Origin of the sequence: Arthrobacter sp. CAN_C5 (assembly GCF_017875735.1) — a bacterium.
Classification (GTDB): Bacteria; Actinomycetota; Actinomycetes; order Actinomycetales; family Micrococcaceae; genus Arthrobacter_D.
This window is the reverse complement of record NZ_JAGGMZ010000001.1, coordinates 3494262-3515093: the sequence shown is the minus strand read 5'-3', so window position 1 is coordinate 3515093 and position 20832 is coordinate 3494262. Positions and strand designations below refer to the sequence as shown.

Here is a 20832-nt window from a genome sequence, read left to right as displayed (position 1 = left end):
ACACCACCCGTGAACGGCATCAAAAGACGTTCACACCCCGGATGGTGTAAAAGATATGCTGCTTTCGTCCACTATGCGGTTCCCAACCAACAACAGGAACCACCCCCACCATAAAACCGTGGGGGAACAACAGAATACAGGAAACAACCACTGAAAATGTTGTAACCACAAACTTCCCACCCCCGGATACGGGTGCGGTCCACACCAGGACCAACCACCACGGGGGACGGGTAAAAGGGTTACGGCGGTCACAGCGTGGGGGAAACGCCCGGTCCCATTCCGAACCCGGAAGCTAAGACCCACAGCGCCGATGGTACTGCACCCGAGAGAGTGTGGGAGAGTAGGACGCCGCCGGACAACCATTAGACGGAAGGCCCCACCCCACCGGTGGGGCCTTCCGCACTTAACCACCCCACCAGGCATGGCCCGATAGTCTGGTACCCAGGCCCCACCCCACGGTGGGGCCTTTTGTGCTTAAAACGTGGGCCCGCGGTGTGCGCTTGAAGTGCAGACAAGGACCCTAGGGAAGTTCAGAGCTGGCGTCTAGATGCCCGGCCAGCAAAGTTAGTCCGGCTTGCCCGGTAGCTATCTCCAGGTCACCCTTGTCGGTGCCAATTGCTGCGATCTTCCACGATCGCGCGAGTTCCGCCGGCTTCTTCGGGGGCAAGTCAAGCAATTCAAGGCGGCGTAGCCCGCTGAACTCCCGCATCTGTGGTGCGGGGGCACCCAACCCTCCGGATAGCGGCATGAACCTGACGATGCCTTGATCCACTTGCGCGAACCCCCGTTCCCACCTGCTGCGCAGTGAACCGGGGAGGGCCTTGGGGTAGCGGATCGCGCATTCGATGAGTCCGCGCTCAACATCACGGACGAGCCGCGCTTCCCTCTCCGACCCTGACAGTCGTCGGACTAGGAGGGCAAAGGCAGCCAGCAACGCCGCAGCGAGTGTCAGCGATAGCCAGAAGCCAAGTGGTTCCCGGAGGACAGCTGAGACCAGCAGGCCACCGAGAAGAACCCACCAGTTCGACCGCATCAAGGTTTTTTCCCACCTCCCGAGGGGCGAGGGCTTCTTCATCTCAGCTGCCATGTCCCGATCCTAGCGGCGTGCTGGTCCATACTTCACCGAGATCCACCCTCCAGGTACGCGCTGAGGCCAAACGTTCATCAGTGGGTGTCGGTGTCTGCAGGTCTCGCGATGAGTTTCAGGTCCAACCGCGCATTCAATTGGGTAAGGCTCGCCGGCTATGACAAGCACCTGCAGGGAGGCCGCCGCGCTGTTGAGTGGTTCGTGTAGAGAACAGAGCGGTAATTGTGAACGCCGACCCAAGATGGGACCATTGGGCCTGTTGGCACCGGCGCTGACACAGGGAAGTAACCCTATGGCGTCACAGGAGAGGGGCCGGCCGATGTTGATGCTTCTGCCGCTTCCGATCGTTTCCATGAGGATCGCCATATTGATGTTTTCGATCTGCCCGCGTTGGTGATGGGGCTCGACAAGCCAAGCGACTCCTGCGAACACAGATGGACTCGATGGCTAGGCGGTCCAGGGCAGTCGGTGGTGCAAGGCATGAAGGGTTACGGTTCCGCCGTAGATGGGAGATGTCAAGGGCCAGTTAAAGGTGCCCACGGGTGGCCAGCATTACTGCCCGCTGGTGGCCATGAAAACTGCCCGGTCATGGCCATTGGATCTGCCCACCGGGTATTCGGCGGCGTTGGCCATGTTCGGGATTTGTTTAGCTCATTGGCGTGACTCCTTGTCCGGCCAGGGCTTGGCTGAGGCGGATCGATTCCCCGGTGGTTTGGCAGACGTGTGCGTGGTGCAGCAGCCGGTCGACCGTCGCGGTGGCGAGGGTTTTGGGCATGAGCTCGTCGAAGCCCGCGGGATGCAGATTCGAGGAGACCGCGATGGAGCGTTTCTCATAGGCTGCGTCAACAAGGCGGTAGAGGCCCTCGGCGGCATCGGTCCCGACAGGCAGGAGCCCTATGTCATCGACCACCACTAAATCCGCGCGCAGGATCCTGGCGACCACTTTCGTGACGCTGTCGTCGGAGCGGTGCGCGCGCATCAGCGCGCCGAGGTCTTCAAGGCGGAACCATGCCACGCGCATGCCGGCCTCGACGGCCTGCTGCCCGAGGGCTTCGAGGAAGAACGTTTTCCCGGTGCCGGAGGGCCCGCAAATGACAACGTTTTCCTTGCGCCCGATCCATTCCAGTGTCCGCAGCGCCTGCTGTGTCGGTAGCGGGACTGAGGACGCGGCGGGATCCCAGGTGCCGAAGGTCTTCCCGGTCGGGAACCCTGCGGCTTTACGCCTGGTGGCGAGCATGGACCGGGACCGGCCAGCGACTTCCTCGGTGAAGAGGGCCTTGATGACCTCGGCCGGTTCCCAGCGTTGCGTACGGGCGGTCGCGATCAACTCCGGTGCCAGAGCCCGCGCGTAGGGCATCTTCAGCTGCCGCATCAGCGCCTCCAGGTCCGCCGGCAGGACGGGCGCGGTGACCGGGACCGGGCTCATGCGCTTTCCTCCAGTCCGGTCTCACCACGGCCGGCACCGGGGGGACGTCCGATGGCCGCCCACCCGGCCGTGCCCTGGGTCAAGGACCGGGTTTCGTCCGCGGCGTGGGTCGTGGTGCGGGCGCCCCCGGCGGTCAGGATTGAGGCCAGGTCTTTGTGCGCGAAGCGGCCATGGACGGCCGCGGTCCCCAACGCCTGATCGACGTCGGCCTGCCCGGCGATCTTCGCCAAGGCCACCGCTTCGGCCATCTTCACGTTCATCCGCGCCGTGCCCGCGGCGGCGGCTTCGAGCAGCCACGCGCGGGCGCCGTCCCCGATGCCAAGGAACTCCGCCTCCGCGGCGTTGCGGGCCTTGACCGCGTAATCGCCTGGGATCTTCGGCCGGTGATCAGGGAAGTGGGCGTCGTTGATCGCGGGGCTGCCCGGGCGGGCCCGCTGGTGCCGGGCGATTTCCACCGGGCCGGCGCTGCCGTGATGGACGATGATGACCTGCTCACCGGGTCCGGCGCCGTGGCTGCGCACGAATACGCGCGCGCCGAGCAGGGCTGCCGGGACGGAGTACTGGCCGTTTTCGAAGGTGACCATCGGCGTGTTCTCCGGCACCGTCCGGGAGAGCCCGAACGCGACCGTGTGCGCGGTGTCCGGGATCCGGTGCAGCCGGGGTGCTTCCTCGGCGAGCATCACCGCTGGTTTGCGGCGGGTGGCACGGTGCTCACGGTTGTTGACCTCGTCCATGAACACTTGGCACGCCGCTTCGATCTCCGCGAAGGAGGCGTATTCGGCCCGCAGATTCGTGTCTTTGGGGACGATGTCGGCTTTAGCGACCCGCACCGATGCCTCCACGCCGCCCTTGGAGGCAGGATCCGCCGGCTGGCAGGTCAACACTGTCACACCGTAGTGGCGGGCGAAGTCCACGGTCTGCTGGTTACGCACCGGGACCCCGGCAACATGGGAAACGGTGACCGTTTTCTCATTGTCGGTCAGGACATAGGTTGGCGCGCCGCTTAGGACACGGAAGGTGCGGTCCAATGCCGCGAACACACTCGGCGCCGTCCGGTCCCGCAAAGCGATCACGATCCTGAACCGCGACCACGCCAGCCATGCCACGAACAACACGGTCTTCCTCCCCTCGATCAGGGGGCCGTCGCCGAAATCGTACTGAAGCCACATCCCCGGCTCGGTGATCCAGGGCCGGTGCACCCGGACATGACCCAGCCGCCACGCCGCCCGCACCTGGGCGACAGCACGGCGGGTCGAGCGTTCCGAACCCTCATAGCCCAGGGCCCGGAGTTTGTCGTGGGCTTTGTCGGCGCGGATCTTGCCCTTGGAGGCCTCAACCCATTCCTCGATCTTGGGCAGGAACGCGTCAGTGACACGGCCCCGGTAGACCGGCTCGGCCATTGGCTGGCCCGCGTTCCGCGCCCCAACATGCCGGTTGACCGTGTGGTGGGAACAGCCCGTAAGCTCCGCGGCAGCGCGCAACGACCCGGTCAGATCATAAGCAGCAAGTATTTCCATGATTTCTCCGTCAGACTTCAATTGGGCCTCTTCCCGGGCGACTTTGGTGCGACTAGACACCGTCATCAAACCCCGGGAAGAGGCTCCCGCCGCGCAAGCGCGGTCGATCCAGTAAAGAAGTGGGCAGATCCCATGGCCACCGGCGGGCAGTTTTACTGGCCATCAGTGGGCAGTTCCGTGGCCGCCTATGGGCAGTTTTTCATGGCCGCTGACAGGGAGAGGCTCCAAGCTCCAAAAAACCCCAGCGTCCATACATCTCGCGGACCTGGAGTGCCTGGCCAAAGACGCCTAAGACGGCATCGTGTTCTGTCCGGTTCGAGAGGAGCTCACGGACGCACTGTTTGGCTATCCCACGGCCCCGAAAGCTTTCGTCAACGGCGAGTTCCTGGACAATAACGGTCCTCGATGGTGTGATCACAGCGTCTTGCGCTGGCGCCATTCCGTCTAGTCGTCGCTGCCAGGAGGTGTCCTGGTCGAGCCTCTGAGATAGCGCGAAGCCGATCACATGCCCATGGTGACTTGCCGCGACAAGTCGCCCACCGGGACTCGCAAGCTGGCCGCGCCCCCATTGTTCGATGCTTTCTAGCTCGCCTGGTGATTCGTTGTAGGGAGGAGCTGCGAAGCTCGAGACAAAGAGATTCGTGATCTCAACCCAAGTGTCGTCTGGAGCGGCATGCTCGAACTGGACGTAGCTAACTTCCCGGTCGATGCCTCTCATAGTCGTTCAGACTATCCCCTGTTTCCTCGGGCGAAACATCGATCCGAGGAAGTCGGATGAGCAGATGAAACGCGCTCAGGCCCCGTGATCCTTGGGTTGGGGATGAGGATGTCAGTCGGTCAACTATCGCGGTGTAGGAGTCATCGATCGAGTGGCCGCTGGAAGATGCGCGTCCGGGTGGGGGAGACCAAGGACAAATTGACCGTCTGGAGGAAGTAAAGAACTCCTCGCCCGAGGAGTGACGCAGCCCACCTAATGGCTTGAGTGCGCTGAGGGGCGAGATGGAGCGCTTTCGAGAGGTTGAGTTCCCGGGAAATCCGCGCGGATACTGGAGTCCAAGCACCTCCAGGAACCTGGGTGCGGACCCCAAAAGGGCGATTTGGCGCCAGTCCATGTGGTGTGTAAAGTAGAACAAGTCGCCGCCGCTGAAGCGGAAAGATAGCGACCGACCCCTTACAAACAGCCTGATAATGGCACGCTTCAAGCGTGCGATTGCGGCAGGTAGGGACCCACAAGGTAAGCGAAAATCGCGGAAACGCTGATTTGCTAAAGCTTCCGAGTTCGGGTAAGTTTGAAAAGTTGCTCCGGAGCGATGATGGAACTGTTTGGTTCTGTTTGGTGGCGGGTGTGTCTGTTGTTTGAGAACTCAATAGTGTGCCATGTTTGTTGATACCGATTGTTTTATTGATTGGTTGAATTTGGCTGCATGATGCCACCCCGTGGTGTTGTGTGGTTGTTTTTGGCTGGTTTCGAATTTTGCGCGTGCCTGTTTACTGGTTTTTCCTGGTGGTGGGTGCGTGTCTGTAATGCATTTACGGAGAGTTTGATCCTGGCTCAGGATGAACGCTGGCGGCGTGCTTAACACATGCAAGTCGAACGATGATCCCAGCTTGCTGGGGGATTAGTGGCGAACGGGTGAGTAACACGTGAGTAACCTGCCCTTGACTCTGGGATAAGCCTGGGAAACCGGGTCTAATACTGGATATGACCTTCTGGCGCATGCCATGTTGGTGGAAAGCTTTATTGCGGTTTTGGATGGACTCGCGGCCTATCAGCTTGTTGGTGGGGTAATGGCCTACCAAGGCGACGACGGGTAGCCGGCCTGAGAGGGTGGACGGCCACACTGGGACTGAGACACGGCCCAGACTCCTACGGGAGGCAGCAGTGGGGAATATTGCACAATGGGCGCAAGCCTGATGCAGCGACGCCGCGTGGGGGATGAAGGCCTTCGGGTTGTAAACCTCTTTCAGTAGGGAAGAAGCGAAAGTGACGGTACCTGCAGAAGAAGCGCCGGCTAACTACGTGCCAGCAGCCGCGGTAATACGTAGGGCGCAAGCGTTATCCGGAATTATTGGGCGTAAAGAGCTCGTAGGCGGTTTGTCGCGTCTGCCGTGAAAGTCCGGGGCTTAACCCCGGATCTGCGGTGGGTACGGGCAGACTAGAGTGATGTAGGGGAGACTGGAATTCCTGGTGTAGCGGTGAAATGCGCAGATATCAGGAGGAACACCGATGGCGAAGGCAGGTCTCTGGGCATTAACTGACGCTGAGGAGCGAAAGCATGGGGAGCGAACAGGATTAGATACCCTGGTAGTCCATGCCGTAAACGTTGGGCACTAGGTGTGGGGGACATTCCACGTTTTCCGCGCCGTAGCTAACGCATTAAGTGCCCCGCCTGGGGAGTACGGCCGCAAGGCTAAAACTCAAAGGAATTGACGGGGGCCCGCACAAGCGGCGGAGCATGCGGATTAATTCGATGCAACGCGAAGAACCTTACCAAGGCTTGACATGAACTGGAACAGCGCAGAGATGTGTTGGCCGCTTGCGGCCGGTTTACAGGTGGTGCATGGTTGTCGTCAGCTCGTGTCGTGAGATGTTGGGTTAAGTCCCGCAACGAGCGCAACCCTCGTTCTATGTTGCCAGCGCGTTATGGCGGGGACTCATAGGAGACTGCCGGGGTCAACTCGGAGGAAGGTGGGGACGACGTCAAATCATCATGCCCCTTATGTCTTGGGCTTCACGCATGCTACAATGGCCGGTACAAAGGGTTGCGATACTGTGAGGTGGAGCTAATCCCAAAAAGCCGGTCTCAGTTCGGATTGAGGTCTGCAACTCGACCTCATGAAGTCGGAGTCGCTAGTAATCGCAGATCAGCAACGCTGCGGTGAATACGTTCCCGGGCCTTGTACACACCGCCCGTCAAGTCACGAAAGTTGGTAACACCCGAAGCCGGTGGCCTAACCCCCTTGTGGGGAGGGAGCTGTCGAAGGTGGGACCGGCGATTGGGACTAAGTCGTAACAAGGTAGCCGTACCGGAAGGTGCGGCTGGATCACCTCCTTTCTAAGGAGCACCTCGAGCCTGTTCTCATTGGCCCTGTGTGGTTGGTGGGGGGTTCGTAGGAGTATGGCCTATTGCGCGGGCGTTTGTTCCGCGGTGGGCTGCTCAAGGGTGGAATATCAATGAATAGGTGCCTGGTGGCGCCGGCTGGCAGTTGAGTACGGTCATCCCTTCGGGGGTGGTGTGGAAAGGGTGTTGGTTGGTGGTGATCGGGTTTATCGTATGGCACACTGTTGGGTCCTGAAATAACAGGGCCCTGATTCTCGTGCACGGTTCACATGTGTTGTTCTTCTCCTGCTGTTTGGTGGGGGTGGGGCGGGGTGTGTGGGTGGTGTGGGTTGGGTTGGGGTGTTGGTGTTTCTGGTTTTTCCCTGCCATGGCAGCGGGATCCTCGTTTGTGGGGGTTGTCTGCTGGTGGTGTGGGGTTGTTGGTTGAGAACTGCATAGTGGACGAGAGCATCTTAAAAATAAGAAGCAATTTCAAAAAATCTTGGTTTCAGACTTTATGTTTGTTTCCATGGTTTTCTCGATATGTTTTTTGATCTTTTGTGGTCAAGTTTTTAAGGGCACACGGTGGATGCCTTGGCATCAGGAGCCGAAGAAGGACGTGGGAATCTGCGATAAGCCTGGGGGAGTCGATAACCGGACTGTGAGCCCAGGATTTCCGAATGGGGAAACCCCGCCTGGCCAGCGATGGACCGGGTGACCCGCATCTGAACACATAGGGTGCGTGGAGGGAACGTGGGGAAGTGAAACATCTCAGTACCCACAGGAAGAGAAAACAATAGTGATTCCGTTAGTAGTGGCGAGCGAACGCGGATGAGGCTAAACCAGTGGTGTGTGATAGCCGGCGGGCGTTGCATCACTGGGGTTGCGGGACTTTCCGTTCTGATTCTGCCGGATCAGTGAAATGAGTGCAGGCGTATAGGTGAACGGTCTTGAAAGGCCGGCCGGAGAGGGTGTAAGTCCCGTAACCGTAATGCGTGCTGCCGTTTGGAGAGTATCCCAAGTAGTACGGGGCCCGAGAAATCCCGTGCGAATCTGCCAGGACCACCTGGTAAGCCTAAATACTCCCTGATGACCGATAGCGGACAAGTACCGTGAGGGAAAGGTGAAAAGTACCCCGGGAGGGGAGTGAAACAGTACCTGAAACCGTGTGCCTACAATCCGTCAGAGCGTTGTCATCCCTTCGGGGGTGGTGGTGTGATGGCGTGCCTTTTGAAGAATGAGCCTGCGAGTTAGTGTTACGTCGCGAGGTTAACCCGTGTGGGGAAGCCGTAGCGAAAGCGAGTCTGAATAGGGCGAGTGAGTGGCGTGATCTAGACCCGAAGCGAAGTGATCTACCCATGGCCAGGTTGAAGCGACGGTAAGACGTCGTGGAGGACCGAACCCACTTCAGTTGAAAATGGAGGGGATGAGCTGTGGGTAGGGGTGAAAGGCCAATCAAACTTCGTGATAGCTGGTTCTCCCCGAAATGCATTTAGGTGCAGCGTTGCGTGTTTCTTACCGGAGGTAGAGCTACTGGATGGCTAATGGGCCCTACAAGGTTACTGACGTCAGCCAAACTCCGAATGCCGGTAAGTGAGAGCGCAGCAGTGAGACTGTGGGGGATAAGCTTCATAGTCGAGAGGGAAACAGCCCAGACCACCAACTAAGGCCCCTAAGCGTGTGCTAAGTGGGAAAGGATGTGGAGTTGCGAAGACAACCAGGAGGTTGGCTTAGAAGCAGCCATCCTTGAAAGAGTGCGTAATAGCTCACTGGTCAAGTGATTCCGCGCCGACAATGTAGCGGGGCTCAAGTACACCGCCGAAGTTGTGGATTTCAGATATTAGCTAAGCCGGAGACTTGTTCTCCTGAGTTCAGGCGTCTGGAGTGGTAGGGGAGCGTCGTGTGGGCGGTGAAGTCGCGGTGTAAACCAGCGGTGGAGCCTACACGAGTGAGAATGCAGGCATGAGTAGCGAAAGACGGGTGAGAAACCCGTCCGCCGAATGATCAAGGGTTCCAGGGTCAAGCTAATCTGCCCTGGGTAAGTCGGGACCTAAGGCGAGGCCGACAGGCGTAGTCGATGGACAACGGGTTGATATTCCCGTACCGGCGAAAAACCGCCCATACTGAGCAGGGGATACTAACCGCCCAATACCTGACTGCCCACCCTTCGGGGTGACGTGGTTTTTGGTGGAGCGCGGGACCTGATCCTGGGAGGTAAGCGTATTAACAGGTGTGACGCAGGAAGGTAGCCGGGCCGGGCGATGGTTGCCCCGGTCTAAGGATGTAGGAGGGACCATAGGCAAATCCGTGGTCCTGGTTTTGATACCGTCTCTGAGACCCGATGGGCCCCGTTATGCGGGGATCCGGTGATCCTATGCTGCCTAGAAAAGCATCGGCGCGAGGTTTTAGCCGCCCGTACCCCAAACCGACACAGGTGATCAGGTAGAGAATACTAAGGCGATCGAGAGAATTATGGTTAAGGAACTCGGCAAAATGCCCCCGTAACTTCGGGAGAAGGGGGGCCTCACCCGTGACCGACACTTGCTGTTGTGAGCGTTGTGGGGCCGCAGAGACCAGGGGGAAGCGACTGTTTACTAAAAACACAGGTCCGTGCGAAGTCGCAAGACGATGTATACGGACTGACTCCTGCCCGGTGCTGGAAGGTTAAGAGGACCGGTTAGTGCCCTTCGGGGTGCGAAGCTGGGAATTTAAGCCCCAGTAAACGGCGGTGGTAACTATAACCATCCTAAGGTAGCGAAATTCCTTGTCGGGTAAGTTCCGACCTGCACGAATGGAGTAACGACTTCCCCGCTGTCTCAACCATAAGCTCGGCGAAATTGCACTACGAGTAAAGATGCTCGTTACGCGCAGCAGGACGGAAAGACCCCGAGACCTTCACTATAGTTTGGTATTGGTGTTCGGTGTGGCTTGTGTAGGATAGGTGGGAGACTGTGAACCCTGGACGCTAGTTCAGGGGGAGTCATCGTTGAAATACCACTCTGGTCATACTGGATATCTAACTTCGGCCCGTAATCCGGGTCAGGGACAGTGCCTGATGGGTAGTTTAACTGGGGCGGTTGCCTCCTAAAAAGTAACGGAGGCGCCCAAAGGTTCCCTCAGCCTGGTTGGCAATCAGGTGTCGAGTGTAAGTGCACAAGGGAGCTTGACTGTGAGAGAGACATCTCAAGCAGGGACGAAAGTCGGGACTAGTGATCCGGCGGTACATTGTGGAATGGCCGTCGCTCAACGGATAAAAGGTACCTCGGGGATAACAGGCTGATCTTGCCCAAGAGTCCATATCGACGGCATGGTTTGGCACCTCGATGTCGGCTCGTCGCATCCTGGGGCTGGAGTAGGTCCCAAGGGTTGGGCTGTTCGCCCATTAAAGCGGTACGCGAGCTGGGTTTAGAACGTCGTGAGACAGTTCGGTCCCTATCCGCTGCGCGCGCAGGAAATTTGAGAAGGGCTGTCCTTAGTACGAGAGGACCGGGACGGACGAACCTCTGGTGTGTCAGTTGTACTGCCAAGTGCACCGCTGATTAGCTACGTTCGGATGGGATAACCGCTGAAAGCATCTAAGCGGGAAGCCTGCTTCGAGATGAGATTTCCATACACATTTGTGTGAGAGGCCCCCAGCCAGACCACTGGGTTGATAGGCCGGACGTGGAAGCAAGGACTAACGACTTGTGAAGCTGACCGGTACTAATAAGCCGATAACTTACACCACACACACCACCCGTGAACGGCATCAAAAGACGTTCACACCCCGGATGGTGTAAAAGATATGCTGCTTTCGTCCACTATGCGGTTCCCAACCAACAACAGGAACCACCCCCACCATAAAACCGTGGGGGAACAACAAAATACAGGAAACAACCACTGAAAATGTTGTAACCACAAACTTCCCACCCCCGGATACGGGTGCGGTCCACACCAGGACCAACCACACCAGGGGGAACGGGTAAAAGGGTTACGGCGGTCACAGCGTGGGGGAAACGCCCGGTCCCATTCCGAACCCGGAAGCTAAGACCCACAGCGCCGATGGTACTGCACCCGAGAGAGTGTGGGAGAGTAGGACGCCGCCGGACAACCATTAGACGAAAGGCCCCACCCCACGGTGGGGCCTTCCGCACTTAACCACCCCACAGCAGGCGGCTCCCTAAGGTGCTGCTTGCAGCCGGTAAAGTCGTCAAATATGAGCAACCTCTTTTCGGACGCCGTGCCCCTACCGGCAGAACCCGACCCAGCACCGGTGCTGGCCTACAGCGTGAACGTCCCGGTTCCGCCGGATCATGCGTATGCGGGCTTTGTCGACAACATTCATCTCTGGTGGCCCGCACAAAACCTCAGTATCTACGGTGTCGGCAGTTTCTTCGATCTCGAGGACGGAACACTGGTCGAAACCTCTCCCGAGAATGAGGAAGCCGTGTGGGCCGACGTCGTCGGACGAGAAGACGGGTGCCGGCTTGACCTCGCCTGGCACCATCAGTTGCCCGGAGGCACCCAGACAGAGCTGTCCCTCAGGTTTGATCGCATCCCAGACGAGGGCACCTTGGTATCCCTGACACACGGGGGGTGGTCTACGGCCCAGCAGTCGCACACGGAACGCTCCCTCTACGAGGCCTTCTGGCCGACAGCGCTCGAGAAGTTCAAGCGCTTCATGGGAGCAATCCTGTGACTCCCGAACTGATAGCGGAGTTGAGTGCACTCCTGCCGCAGGGTGCAGTGTTGTCTACCGATTTCGACGTCGAACCCTACGCCAGGGACCAGGGTCCGGTCCTGAGCCTTCACTCTCCTGCGGCGGTGGTCTGGGGGCAGTCGGTCGACGAGGTGCAGCAGATCATGCGGTGGGCGCACACTCACCAGGTCCCGGTGGTTCCCCGGGGCGCGGGTACCGGAGTCTCGGGAGGAGCCCACGCCACTGCGGGATGCATTGTGTTGAACCTGGACCGGATGAACCGCATTACTGCGATGAATCCACTGGACGAGACCGCCGTCGTCGAGCCCGGTGTGATCAACGCCGACCTCAACGCTGCAGCCGCCGAGCATGGGCTAATGTATGCGCCGGATCCCGCCAGCTACCGGATCTCGACCATCGGTGGGAATGTGGCGACCAACGCCGGCGGTCTACGGTGTGCGAAGTACGGTGTGACCCGCGATTCGATCCTTGCTCTGGACGTGGTCCTCGCCGATGGAACGCTGATCCGGACGGGCGTGCAGACCTTCAAGGGCGTCGCCGGGTACGATCTGACCTCGCTGTTCGTCGGATCGGAAGGCACACTGGGGATCGTCGTCGGCATCACTGTGCGCCTGCGCTACCTGCCCCACAGCGAGCAGACCCTTGCCGCCTTCTTTCCCGACGTCCAGGCCGCTGCCGCGGGGGTCCTCGCGGTAGGGGAGGCACGCGTCCAGCCAGCCATCATGGAATTGCTGGACGGCATGACTTTGACTGCCCTGGACGGAGCGCATGGGTCCAACCTTCGCGAGCGGGGCGGTGCCCTGTTGCTGATTCAGACTGATGGATTCGGGGCTGAGGCGGAAGCCGCCGTCGTCCGCGTGGTTCTGACGGCGCTTGGCGGTACGGTCAGTTCACAGGACGTCGGTGAGGCGGCACGCCTGATTGATCTTCGTCGGCATAGCCGTGGGGACGAGGTCGACGACGAATTCCGGGTGGGCGAGGACGTTGCCGTGCCGCGGTCCCAGCTGGTGCACTACATTGCACAGCTCGAGCGGGTGGCTGCCGAGCATGCGGTCCTGCTGAAAGTGGTGGCCCACGCCGGTGACGGTAACCTGCATCCGACCTTCTGGGTGTCGGCGGCCGAGGGCCCGGCGGGCGTGGCGCGGCTCGACCTTGCCCTCGACGAGTCGGTGCGTCTGGCGCTGGGCCTGGGCGGCACAATCACCGGGGAGCACGGGGTTGGCCAATACAAATTGAGGTGGCTCCCCTGGGAGCAAGCGGAGGAAGTCCTGGACCTCCAGCGTCGAATCAAAAAAGTGTTCGATCCGCGGGGCATCCTGAACCCGGGGAAGGCCATTACCGCCACGGCATAGCCTCCGGTGGATAGAATAAGTGCTATCGCTGCCAGGTGGCAGCATCATGAACATGAATGGGGATTCAACGTGTCTGACAACTATCCGGGCAATCAGCCCAACCAGCAGGGCAGCGGCCATGGCGAGGACCCTTCGAAGTACCCGGCCGGCCCGCAATGGCAGCAGCCCGCACCGGGCAGCCAGCCCGCTCCCTACGGGCAGCAGGGGCAGTCCAGCCAGTCTCCGTATGGTCAGCAGCCCCCTTACGGTCAGCAGGGCGGGTATGGCCAGAGCCCGTATGGAACCGGCCCAGGCGGATACGGACAGCAGACCGAGAACCCCGGCAAGACACTTGGCATTATTGGTTTCATTTTGTCGTTGATCCCGTTCCTCAACGTTGTCGGTCTGATCGTCAGCATCGTGGCAATGGTGAAGTCCCGCAGGGCACGGATGGGCAATGGGTTCGCCCTTGCCGGAATTATCATAGGTGCGCTTGCTGTGATCGCCACTGTTATCCTCATCGTCACGGTCATCGCGTTCGCACCTCTAATCTCCGAAGTAGCAGAGTTCTGCGAACAGGCCGGTCCGGGCACCCAGACGTTCAATGGCGAGACGATTCAGTGCCCATAAAGCGCTAGTTCCCTAACGCCACCAGACGCGCCCAGAGGCTGGTGGGAAGTGCCGGTATCGGCCCTTCCCACCATGACTCCGGGCGTGTTTCCGGTGTAGGCGAGTGGCTCTGCGAGCCGGGTTAGGGCGAGTCGCGCGCGCCGCCGCCCAGAATGTCGATCGACTTTGTGTCGGCGGTGAGCATGATGGCTGCCTCGTCGCGGCGGTGCACCAGAATGGAGTCGAGGTAGGACTGCACAGCCTCAGCCATTGGCACGTTGCGATCCTCCTTCTCCGACATGTACCAGCGGTGCTCCAGCACCTCGTGGACCACCTCCGCCGGTTCCAGCTTGCGGCCCAGTTCGCGCGGGACGGAACGCACAATCGGTTCGAACACCTGGGTGACCCAGAGATGGGCGCTGAGCTCCTCGTCGACGTCGGGGTTGTTGTCAGCGCGGTAGGCGTCCATGTCGTTGAGGAGCCGTCTGGCCTGGTTTTCCTGGGCATCGAGCCCGGTCAGCCGCAGCAGCCGCCGGCTATGGTGCCCAGCGTCGACTACTTTGGGCTGTAGTTGGATCTGGGAGCTGTTGGCCTCGGTCTGGATGGCGTATTCTTCCACGTCGAACCCCAGCTCGTTGAGCCGGCGGATCCGGGCGTTCACGCGCCACCGGTCGTTGAGGTCGAAGGATTCCTGGTCTGTCAGCTCGGCCCAGAGACGGCGGTAGCTGTCCATGATGAGCTCGCTGGTGGCCAGGGGGTCAACCTTCTCCTCAATCAGGCCACCCTCGGCGAGGTCCATCAGCTCACCGGCGATGTTCACGCGGGCGATCTCGAGGTCATACTCCCGCTGCCCGGAAGATAGCCCCGGGTACAGCTCTCCCGTCTCGGCGTCGACCAGGTAGGCGGCGAAGGCTCCAGCATCACGGCGGAACAGGGTGTTCGACAGGGAAACGTCGCCCCAGTAAAACCCGATGAGATGCAGCCTGACCAGCAGGAGCGCCTGGGCATCGATGAGGCGGGTCAAGGTCTCCCGCCGCAGTGTCTGGGAAAACAGCGCGCGGTAGGGCATCGAGAACTTCAGGTGCCGGGTGACGAGCACCGGATCAAGGTCGGAACCGTCCAGGGCCTTCCGGCCGGTGATGACAGCGACCGGCTCCACGCTCGGCACATCAAGCCGCCGAAGCTTCCTCAGCATGTGGTATTCATGCCGGGCAACGTGCTCGCTGGTCTCCTTGATAGCAATGACCGAACCGCCAAGGTGGGCAAACCGGACAATGTGCCGTGAGATTCCGCGGGGTAACGCGGCAAGGTACTGTGCTGGCCACTCTTCCAACCCAATATGCCAGGGCAGGTCCAGGAGTTCGGGGTCGGTGGCGGCAGCGGTGATGTTCAGGGAGCCCAGTGTGCCTGGACCCGAGCCGCCCCTGGTGCGCGGCAGCTTGCCGGGCTGGTCCCAGTCGGTTGGCTCGTCGTGCCACTCGGCGTCTGGCAAATCGTTCATGTGTTGCCCTTTGTTGTAACTGTTTACTACTTAACGAAATACGGTACTTAACGAAGTACGGTGGCCCCTGAATTGAAAGACAATCCAAAGACCACCGTACTCGGGTCAGTTCCGCTCGGACAGCGGGGCTAGCTTAGACGTGGTCGGCCAGCCGCAGTCCGTCCTTCATGTCGAAGAGGTGTACGTGGCCCTTTTCTGGGGTGACGTAGATGGTGTCGCCCTTCATTGGTGGGCGCCGTCCGTCGACGCGTGCCACGATGACCTGCTCTTCCCCGTTGAGCGTGGTGTGGCCGTAGATGTAGGCGTCGGCGCCGAGTTCCTCGACGACGTCGACCTCAACCTGCAGGCCCTGGCCATCCGGTGCGATCTGGAGGTCTTCCGGACGAACACCCAGGGTCACGGTGCCGCCGTGTGCTGCGTCGAGCACCTCGTGGGCAACCGGGTAGGTGATGCCACCGAACTTCACGCCGCCGTCGGTGACGGGGAGTTCCAGCAGGTTCATGGCGGGGGAGCCGATGAAGCCTGCCACGAAGACGTTGATGGGGCGTTCGTACAGGTTGCGTGGAGTGTCGACCTGCTGGAGGACGCCATCCTTGAGGACCGCCACGCGATCGCCCATGGTCATTGCCTCAACCTGGTCGTGCGTCACGTAGACAGTGGTGACACCCAGGCGGCGGGTCAGCGACGCGATCTGGGTGCGGGTCTGCACGCGCAGTTTGGCATCGAGGTTGGAGAGGGGCTCATCCATGAGGAACACCTGTGGGTTACGCACGATCGCGCGTCCCATTGCAACACGCTGCCGCTGGCCACCGGAGAGTGCCTTGGGCTTGCGGTCGAGGTAGGGCTCAAGGTCAAGCAGTTTCGCGGCGTCGCGAACCCGCTCGGCCCGCTCTTCCTTGGATACGCCAGCGATCTTCAACGCGAAGCCCATGTTGTCAGCCACCGACATGTGAGGGTACAGCGCGTAGTTCTGGAAGACCATCGCGATATCGCGGTCCTTGGGCGGGACATCCGTGACGTCGCGGTCGCCAATGAGGATACGTCCCGAGTTCACATCTTCGAGTCCGGCGAGCATCCGCAGCGACGTGGACTTGCCACAGCCGGAGGGCCCCACGAGAACGAGAAATTCGCCATCAGCGATTTGAATGTCGAGCTTGTCAACCGCGGGCTTATCTGTCCCGGGGTACAGGCGTGTTGCCTGGTCAAACGTCACCGTTGCCATTTGTTTTTCCTTTTCACGGGCAGGTACGTGCCCGACGATCCGTTGTGAATGGAGAGTATTCAGTTACCTGTGTCGCCCTGACCACGCCTCATCGAGACGGCAGGTGGTGTGCGTCACAGAATCCGAGTATGGCAGATAAATCAGGATTGCGCACTGCCACGGCGCAGCGTGAGCAAATGCTCCAGGACCAGTACCAGTTCTTCGGGTGAATGGACCCGGTGAGCGGCCTGGGTCTGCCCTTCACCGATCTTGATGCCGAGGTCCTGAGCTTCGAGTGCTGCGAATGCATGCTCGTCGGTGACATCGTCGCCGGCGAACAGCACTGCCGTGGCACCGGTGTACTCCCGCAGCGACCTGATGCCCTGACCCTTGTCGGCACTGATCACTGAGGTTTCCAATACGCGCTTGCCATCGGTGATGTGGGCACCCTCCAGCTGATCCAGTGCGGCGCGGGCCGCGTCCGTTGCGGCTGCCGCGACGTCGTCGTCAGCGGTCCTGGTGTGGAGGACGACGCCGGCGGGCTTGGACTCGAGCATGGTCCCGGCGTGGGCATCCACCACGCGTTGGACGGCGGCAGTGGCCCGGCGAAGCAGGTCGGTCTGCTGATCGGTCAGTGTCAGGGGAGCACCATCGGGTCCGGTCCAGGTCTCGGCGCCGTGGCTACCGATCAACAGGGTTTCCGGGTCGGGGGTCGCGACCGAGCGGAGGCTGTCAAGGGCCCGGCCGGAGACGAGCGCCGTCGTCGTCTCCGGGAGCTGCCCCAAGGCTGACAGCGCGCTGGCTGACCCGGGGAGCGGCCGGGCGTCAGCGGCGAGGGGGACGAGCGGTGACATGGTGCCGTCGAAGTCCAGGGCGATCAGTAGGTGGTCGGCGGCGGCGATCGATTCCAGCGCCTTCAGCAGCACGGGGTTCAGGCTCTCAGGCATGCGGTGTCTCCTGGGGGTTCTCTTGGTTGCCCGCCTGCAGCGCTGCGAGGAAGGCCTGGGACCATCGTTCGACGTCGTTCTGCAATACCTGGCGGCGCATGATGCGCATCCGCCGGGTCGCTTCGGCCGGGCTCATGTTCACCGCGGTGACAATTGCGGCCTTGAGTCCGTCGATGTCGTGCGGGTTGATCAGGACCGCCTGGCGGAGGGTGTCGGCGGCCCCGGCGAACTCGCTGAGCACCAGCGCACCCCTGTTGCTGGTGCGCGCTGCCACGTATTCCTTGGCCACCAGGTTCATGCCGTCGCGCAGGGCGGTGATCAGCATGACGTCGGCGGCCAGGTACAGGGCAACCATCTCTTCCACCGGGTAGCTGTGGTGCAGGTAGCGGATGGCGGTGTTCTTGATGGTGTCGTAGGTGCCGTTGATCCGCCCGACGGCTCCCTCGATTTCCTCGCGCAGCAACCGGTACTGTTCGACCCGTTCCCGGCTGGGGCTTGCCACCTGGATCAGCGCGGCATCTTCCACCTTGACATGCCCGTCGGCGAGGAGCTCCTCGTAGGCCTTGAGCCGGTGGCCGATCCCCTTGGTGTAGTCGAGCCGGTCGACGCCGAGCAGGATGTGCTTCGGGTTGCCGAGCTCACGGCGGATCTCCTTGGACCGTTCAATGATGTCCTCGCGGTTGGCGAGCGTGATGATCTGGTCGACGTCGATCGAGATCGGGAAGGCCTCAGCCCGAGAGGTGTAACTGGGGCCGCCCTCTTCCAGCTCGACGTGCACCTGCTGCTGCTTGACCGTGTGCCCAACGAAGCGTCGGACGCAACGCAGGAAGTTGCTGGCGTCGCTGGGGCGCTGGAATCCGATCAGGTCGGCGCCCAGAAGGCCCTCGATCACCTGGCGGCGCCAGGGCAGTTGGGCGAAGATCTCCAACGGGGGAAACGGGATGTGGTTGAAGAAGCCAATCTTCAGGTCGGGCCGGGCCGCGCGCAGCATTTTGGGTACCAACTGCATCTGGTAGTCCTGTACCCAGACCGTGGCGCCCTCGGCAGCGACCGCAGCGGTGGCTTCAGCGAAGCGTTCGTTGACCCGGCGGTAGGAATCCCACCAGTGACGGTGAAACTCCGGGGGGGCAATCACGTCGTGGTATAGCGGCCACAGGGTGGCGTTGGAGAAGCCCTCGTAGTAGAACTCCACTTCGTCGGCGGTGAGGTGCACGGGGACCAGACGCATGTCGTCGTGGTCGAACGCGTCGAGGGATTCATCGGGTGCGCCGTGCCAGCCCACCCACGCGCCGTCGGCCTTGGCCATGACAGGTGCCAGGGCAGTGACCAGGCCACCGGGGGAGCGACGCCAGGAACTGCTGCCGTTGGTGTCCACCCGGTCGACCGGCAAACGGTTGGACACCACAATGAACTCGAATTCGCCGTAGGCGGTGGTGTTATCGGACGGGGGTGTAGCTGACGGCACGCTGACTCCTGCACATAGTAGGCCTACTTAGTACTTTACCGTTTGGGCGGCGACGACTGTTCAGTCGTCGGCGGCAGGCGATGGCTCGCTAAGCTTGAGACTACGCGTACCCAACGATGACGAGGACTGATGACGCCCAGCTCCAGCCAAAAACCGTCCAAATCGCAGCGCTCGGCGCAAGCCCGCGAGCAGGCGAGGTTGCTTCGCGAGGCCCATGAACGCCAGGAAAAGCGCAAGGGTCTTCTCATCCGATGGGGGGTGGTGGCGGCTGTGGCGGCCATCCTGGTGGTCGTGGCGCTGATCGTCACCAACACCATCCGCGGGCAGGTGCCCGACGCCGGCCCGGCACCGTCCGGCGGCAATGAACATGGCGGGATTGTGCTTTCGTCGAGCACCGGGATGGAATCCTTCGAGACAGGAAACGTCGACCTGGCGACCCTGCCGACCGACCCACGACCTGCCGGGGAACTGCCGCCAGGCATCGCTGCTTCGGCCGATGCTGAGCCGGTCCAGGTGGTCTCCTATGTGGACGTAAACTGCGTATTCTGCGCCGAGTTTGAGAGCACCCACGCGGAGCAGATCAGGACCTGGCTCGACGCCGGTGAGATCACAATGGAGCACCGCAACGTGGCCTATCTGGACCGCAACTCGTCCACCGACTTCTCCTCACGGGGCGCGAATGCCCTCGCCTGCGTCGCCGAGGAATCCCCCGAGGCGTACTTCGACTACTCCACCGGGGTGTTCGCCAACTATGAGAACGGCGAGCTCGACGACGCCGGGCTGGCGAGTCTCGCTTCGACGGTGGGTGCGGCAGATATTTCCACGTGCCTGTCCGAGGGCACCTTCCGGCCCTGGGTCAACTTCACCACCGAAGCGGCCGAGCTGGACGGCATCACCGGGACGCCGACCATCTACGTGGATGGCGAAGCGGTGCCCGAGGCCATTGACAATTTCGCGGAATTCACGCAGGAGAAGATCGACGCCAAGGGCTAGTTTTCGCTGACGCTTCGGCTGGGCTAATCTGGACTGTGCGCAATCGGCCGGTTTTCTGGACGACGGCGCCAGCTGGCTCTGCCAGTAGTTCGCCTCCTTAGCTCAGTTGGCCAGAGCACCTGTCTTGTAAACAGGGGGTCGCCGGTTCGAATCCGGCAGGAGGCTCCACCAATTTCTCCGCTGCGCCTCTTGTGCCAACCGTTCCGGACTGCTTAGCTTCGTGAAACGGCGCGTCTGGGCCGGGGGCCAAAATCGACGTCGATCAATCTGGGTCGGCGGAAATACTGAAGCCTCTCAACAAATGTTGGAGGGAATCTGATGTATTCGATGCGACAGAGCGCAGCCACCTCTCTGGCCTTGGGCTTCCTGATCGCCGGGGCCGGTTGTTCCCTCAGCCCGGGATACTCCAGCATCCTCACGGATGAAGGCCTCGATGAAATGTGCTTTGTGGATGTCCCACCCAGTGAGGGAACGGCCGTCGTCGGTGAAGTAATCAACAACAACGGCGACCAGCCGGTAACCATCATGGCTGTGACCCTGCTGGATGCCAAGGACATCCTGATCGAGGACGCCTACATCATTCCCATGGAACCTGGTCCGGGCACCGCCATCGGCGTGAGCTCGACACTGACCAAAGACCCGGAGATTCGGGTCCGGTTGGATCAGGCCCTACCGGCTGAGGGATACGTCATTGATCCTGGAGAGCAGGTCAACATCGTGGTAGCCGTGTCCATCCCCGCCGAGGTTCGCCAGGGAACGGCCTCCGGGATAGACGTGCGCTACGAACAGCAGCCCAACATCAAGGTCACTGATACCCGGGTCAAGATGACCATGGCGAAAGAGTCATGCTCCTGAACCCTCAGGTTCGAGTGATCCGTTGCCCCCGTCCAACAAGCTTTTAGCGGAGCCCCTGGCTGCCCCGGCTCCGGATTTCCTCCGCCCTTGCTGCCTGCCTGCCTGCATGCCGTGCGTCACGCCAAACCACAAGGGGGGCACTTCGGCCCTACCGCTCCAC

General features: G+C 61.0%; 13 protein-coding genes, 1 tRNA gene and 4 rRNA genes. 10 read left to right on the top strand and 8 right to left on the bottom strand.

What is annotated here, in order from left to right; genetic code table 11:
* Positions 1-240: 240 nt before the first annotated feature.
* Positions 241-357 (top strand): 5S ribosomal RNA (gene rrf, locus H4V95_RS16425).
* Between the two features lie 163 nt (positions 358-520).
* Here rrf (H4V95_RS16425) and H4V95_RS16420 read toward each other — a convergent pair.
* From H4V95_RS16420 to H4V95_RS19040, 4 genes are all read right to left on the bottom strand, one after another.
* Positions 521-1087 (bottom strand): hypothetical protein, encoded by a 567-nt coding sequence (locus H4V95_RS16420; protein WP_196868254.1) that lies wholly within the window; start codon positions 1085-1087, stop codon positions 521-523.
* A 646-nt stretch (positions 1088-1733) separates the two neighbouring features.
* Entirely contained in the window at positions 1734-2513 is a 780-nt protein-coding gene (gene istB / locus H4V95_RS16415) for an IS21-like element helper ATPase IstB (protein ID WP_196842421.1), read from the bottom strand.
* Positions 2510-4051, bottom strand: coding sequence for an IS21 family transposase (gene istA / locus H4V95_RS16410; protein WP_209730746.1), 1542 nt, complete (start codon positions 4049-4051; stop codon positions 2510-2512). Before istA ends, istB begins: the two co-directional genes overlap by 4 nt.
* A 178-nt stretch (positions 4052-4229) precedes the next feature.
* Positions 4230-4748, bottom strand: a complete 519-nt coding sequence (locus H4V95_RS19040) for a GNAT family N-acetyltransferase (protein ID WP_209731094.1) — start codon at positions 4746-4748, stop codon at positions 4230-4232.
* Between the two features lie 811 nt (positions 4749-5559).
* On the opposite strand from H4V95_RS19040, the gene H4V95_RS16400 reads away from it, so the two are divergent.
* The 6 genes from H4V95_RS16400 (at position 5560) to H4V95_RS16375 (ending at position 13731) form a co-directional block, all read left to right on the top strand.
* Positions 5560-7086: ribosomal RNA gene (locus H4V95_RS16400) — 16S ribosomal RNA — on the top strand.
* Positions 7087-7633: 547 nt separating this feature from the next.
* Positions 7634-10798 (top strand): 23S ribosomal RNA (locus tag H4V95_RS16395).
* Positions 10799-11042: 244 nt separating this feature from the next.
* A 5S ribosomal RNA gene (gene rrf / locus H4V95_RS16390) occupies positions 11043-11159 on the top strand.
* The 16S, 23S and 5S rRNA genes sit together here, the layout of an rRNA operon.
* A 107-nt stretch (positions 11160-11266) precedes the next feature.
* Positions 11267-11749, top strand: coding sequence for a hypothetical protein (locus tag H4V95_RS16385; RefSeq protein WP_209731093.1), 483 nt, complete (start codon positions 11267-11269; stop codon positions 11747-11749).
* Positions 11746-13122: an FAD-linked oxidase C-terminal domain-containing protein gene (locus tag H4V95_RS16380; RefSeq protein WP_196868117.1), complete on the top strand. Its 1377-nt coding sequence runs from the start codon at positions 11746-11748 to the stop codon at positions 13120-13122. Before H4V95_RS16385 ends, H4V95_RS16380 begins: the two co-directional genes overlap by 4 nt.
* Before the next feature lie 69 nt (positions 13123-13191).
* Positions 13192-13731 (top strand): DUF4190 domain-containing protein, encoded by a 540-nt coding sequence (locus tag H4V95_RS16375; RefSeq protein WP_196868121.1) that lies wholly within the window; start codon positions 13192-13194, stop codon positions 13729-13731.
* A 121-nt stretch (positions 13732-13852) separates the two neighbouring features.
* On the opposite strand, the gene H4V95_RS16370 is transcribed toward H4V95_RS16375, so the two are convergent.
* The 4 genes from H4V95_RS16370 to H4V95_RS16355 all read right to left on the bottom strand — a co-directional run bounded on the left by H4V95_RS16370 (position 13853) and on the right by H4V95_RS16355 (position 18824).
* Positions 13853-15211 carry a DUF4032 domain-containing protein gene (locus H4V95_RS16370; protein ID WP_196868116.1) on the bottom strand — a complete coding sequence of 453 codons (1359 nt, stop codon included), beginning with the start codon at positions 15209-15211 and terminating at the stop codon, positions 13853-13855.
* Positions 15212-15344: 133 nt separating this feature from the next.
* Positions 15345-16433, bottom strand: a complete 1089-nt coding sequence (locus H4V95_RS16365) for an ABC transporter ATP-binding protein (protein WP_196868115.1) — start codon at positions 16431-16433, stop codon at positions 15345-15347.
* Positions 16434-16573: 140 nt separating this feature from the next.
* On the bottom strand, positions 16574-17359 hold the full coding sequence (gene otsB / locus H4V95_RS16360) for a trehalose-phosphatase (protein ID WP_209731092.1): 786 nt from the start codon (positions 17357-17359) through the stop codon (positions 16574-16576).
* Positions 17352-18824: a trehalose-6-phosphate synthase gene (locus H4V95_RS16355; protein ID WP_196868113.1), complete on the bottom strand. Its 1473-nt coding sequence runs from the start codon at positions 18822-18824 to the stop codon at positions 17352-17354. Before H4V95_RS16355 ends, otsB begins: the two co-directional genes overlap by 8 nt.
* A 129-nt stretch (positions 18825-18953) precedes the next feature.
* Between H4V95_RS16355 and H4V95_RS16350 the strand changes: the two genes are divergently transcribed.
* The 3 genes from H4V95_RS16350 to H4V95_RS16340 all read left to right on the top strand — a co-directional run bounded on the left by H4V95_RS16350 (position 18954) and on the right by H4V95_RS16340 (position 20672).
* On the top strand, positions 18954-19817 hold the full coding sequence (locus H4V95_RS16350; protein ID WP_245345753.1) for a thioredoxin domain-containing protein: 864 nt from the start codon (positions 18954-18956) through the stop codon (positions 19815-19817).
* A 91-nt stretch (positions 19818-19908) separates the two neighbouring features.
* Positions 19909-19985, top strand: a tRNA-Thr gene (locus H4V95_RS16345).
* Positions 19986-20135: 150 nt separating this feature from the next.
* Positions 20136-20672 carry a hypothetical protein gene (locus H4V95_RS16340; RefSeq protein ID WP_209731091.1) on the top strand — a complete coding sequence of 179 codons (537 nt, stop codon included), beginning with the start codon at positions 20136-20138 and terminating at the stop codon, positions 20670-20672.
* Positions 20673-20832: the final 160 nt, after the last annotated feature.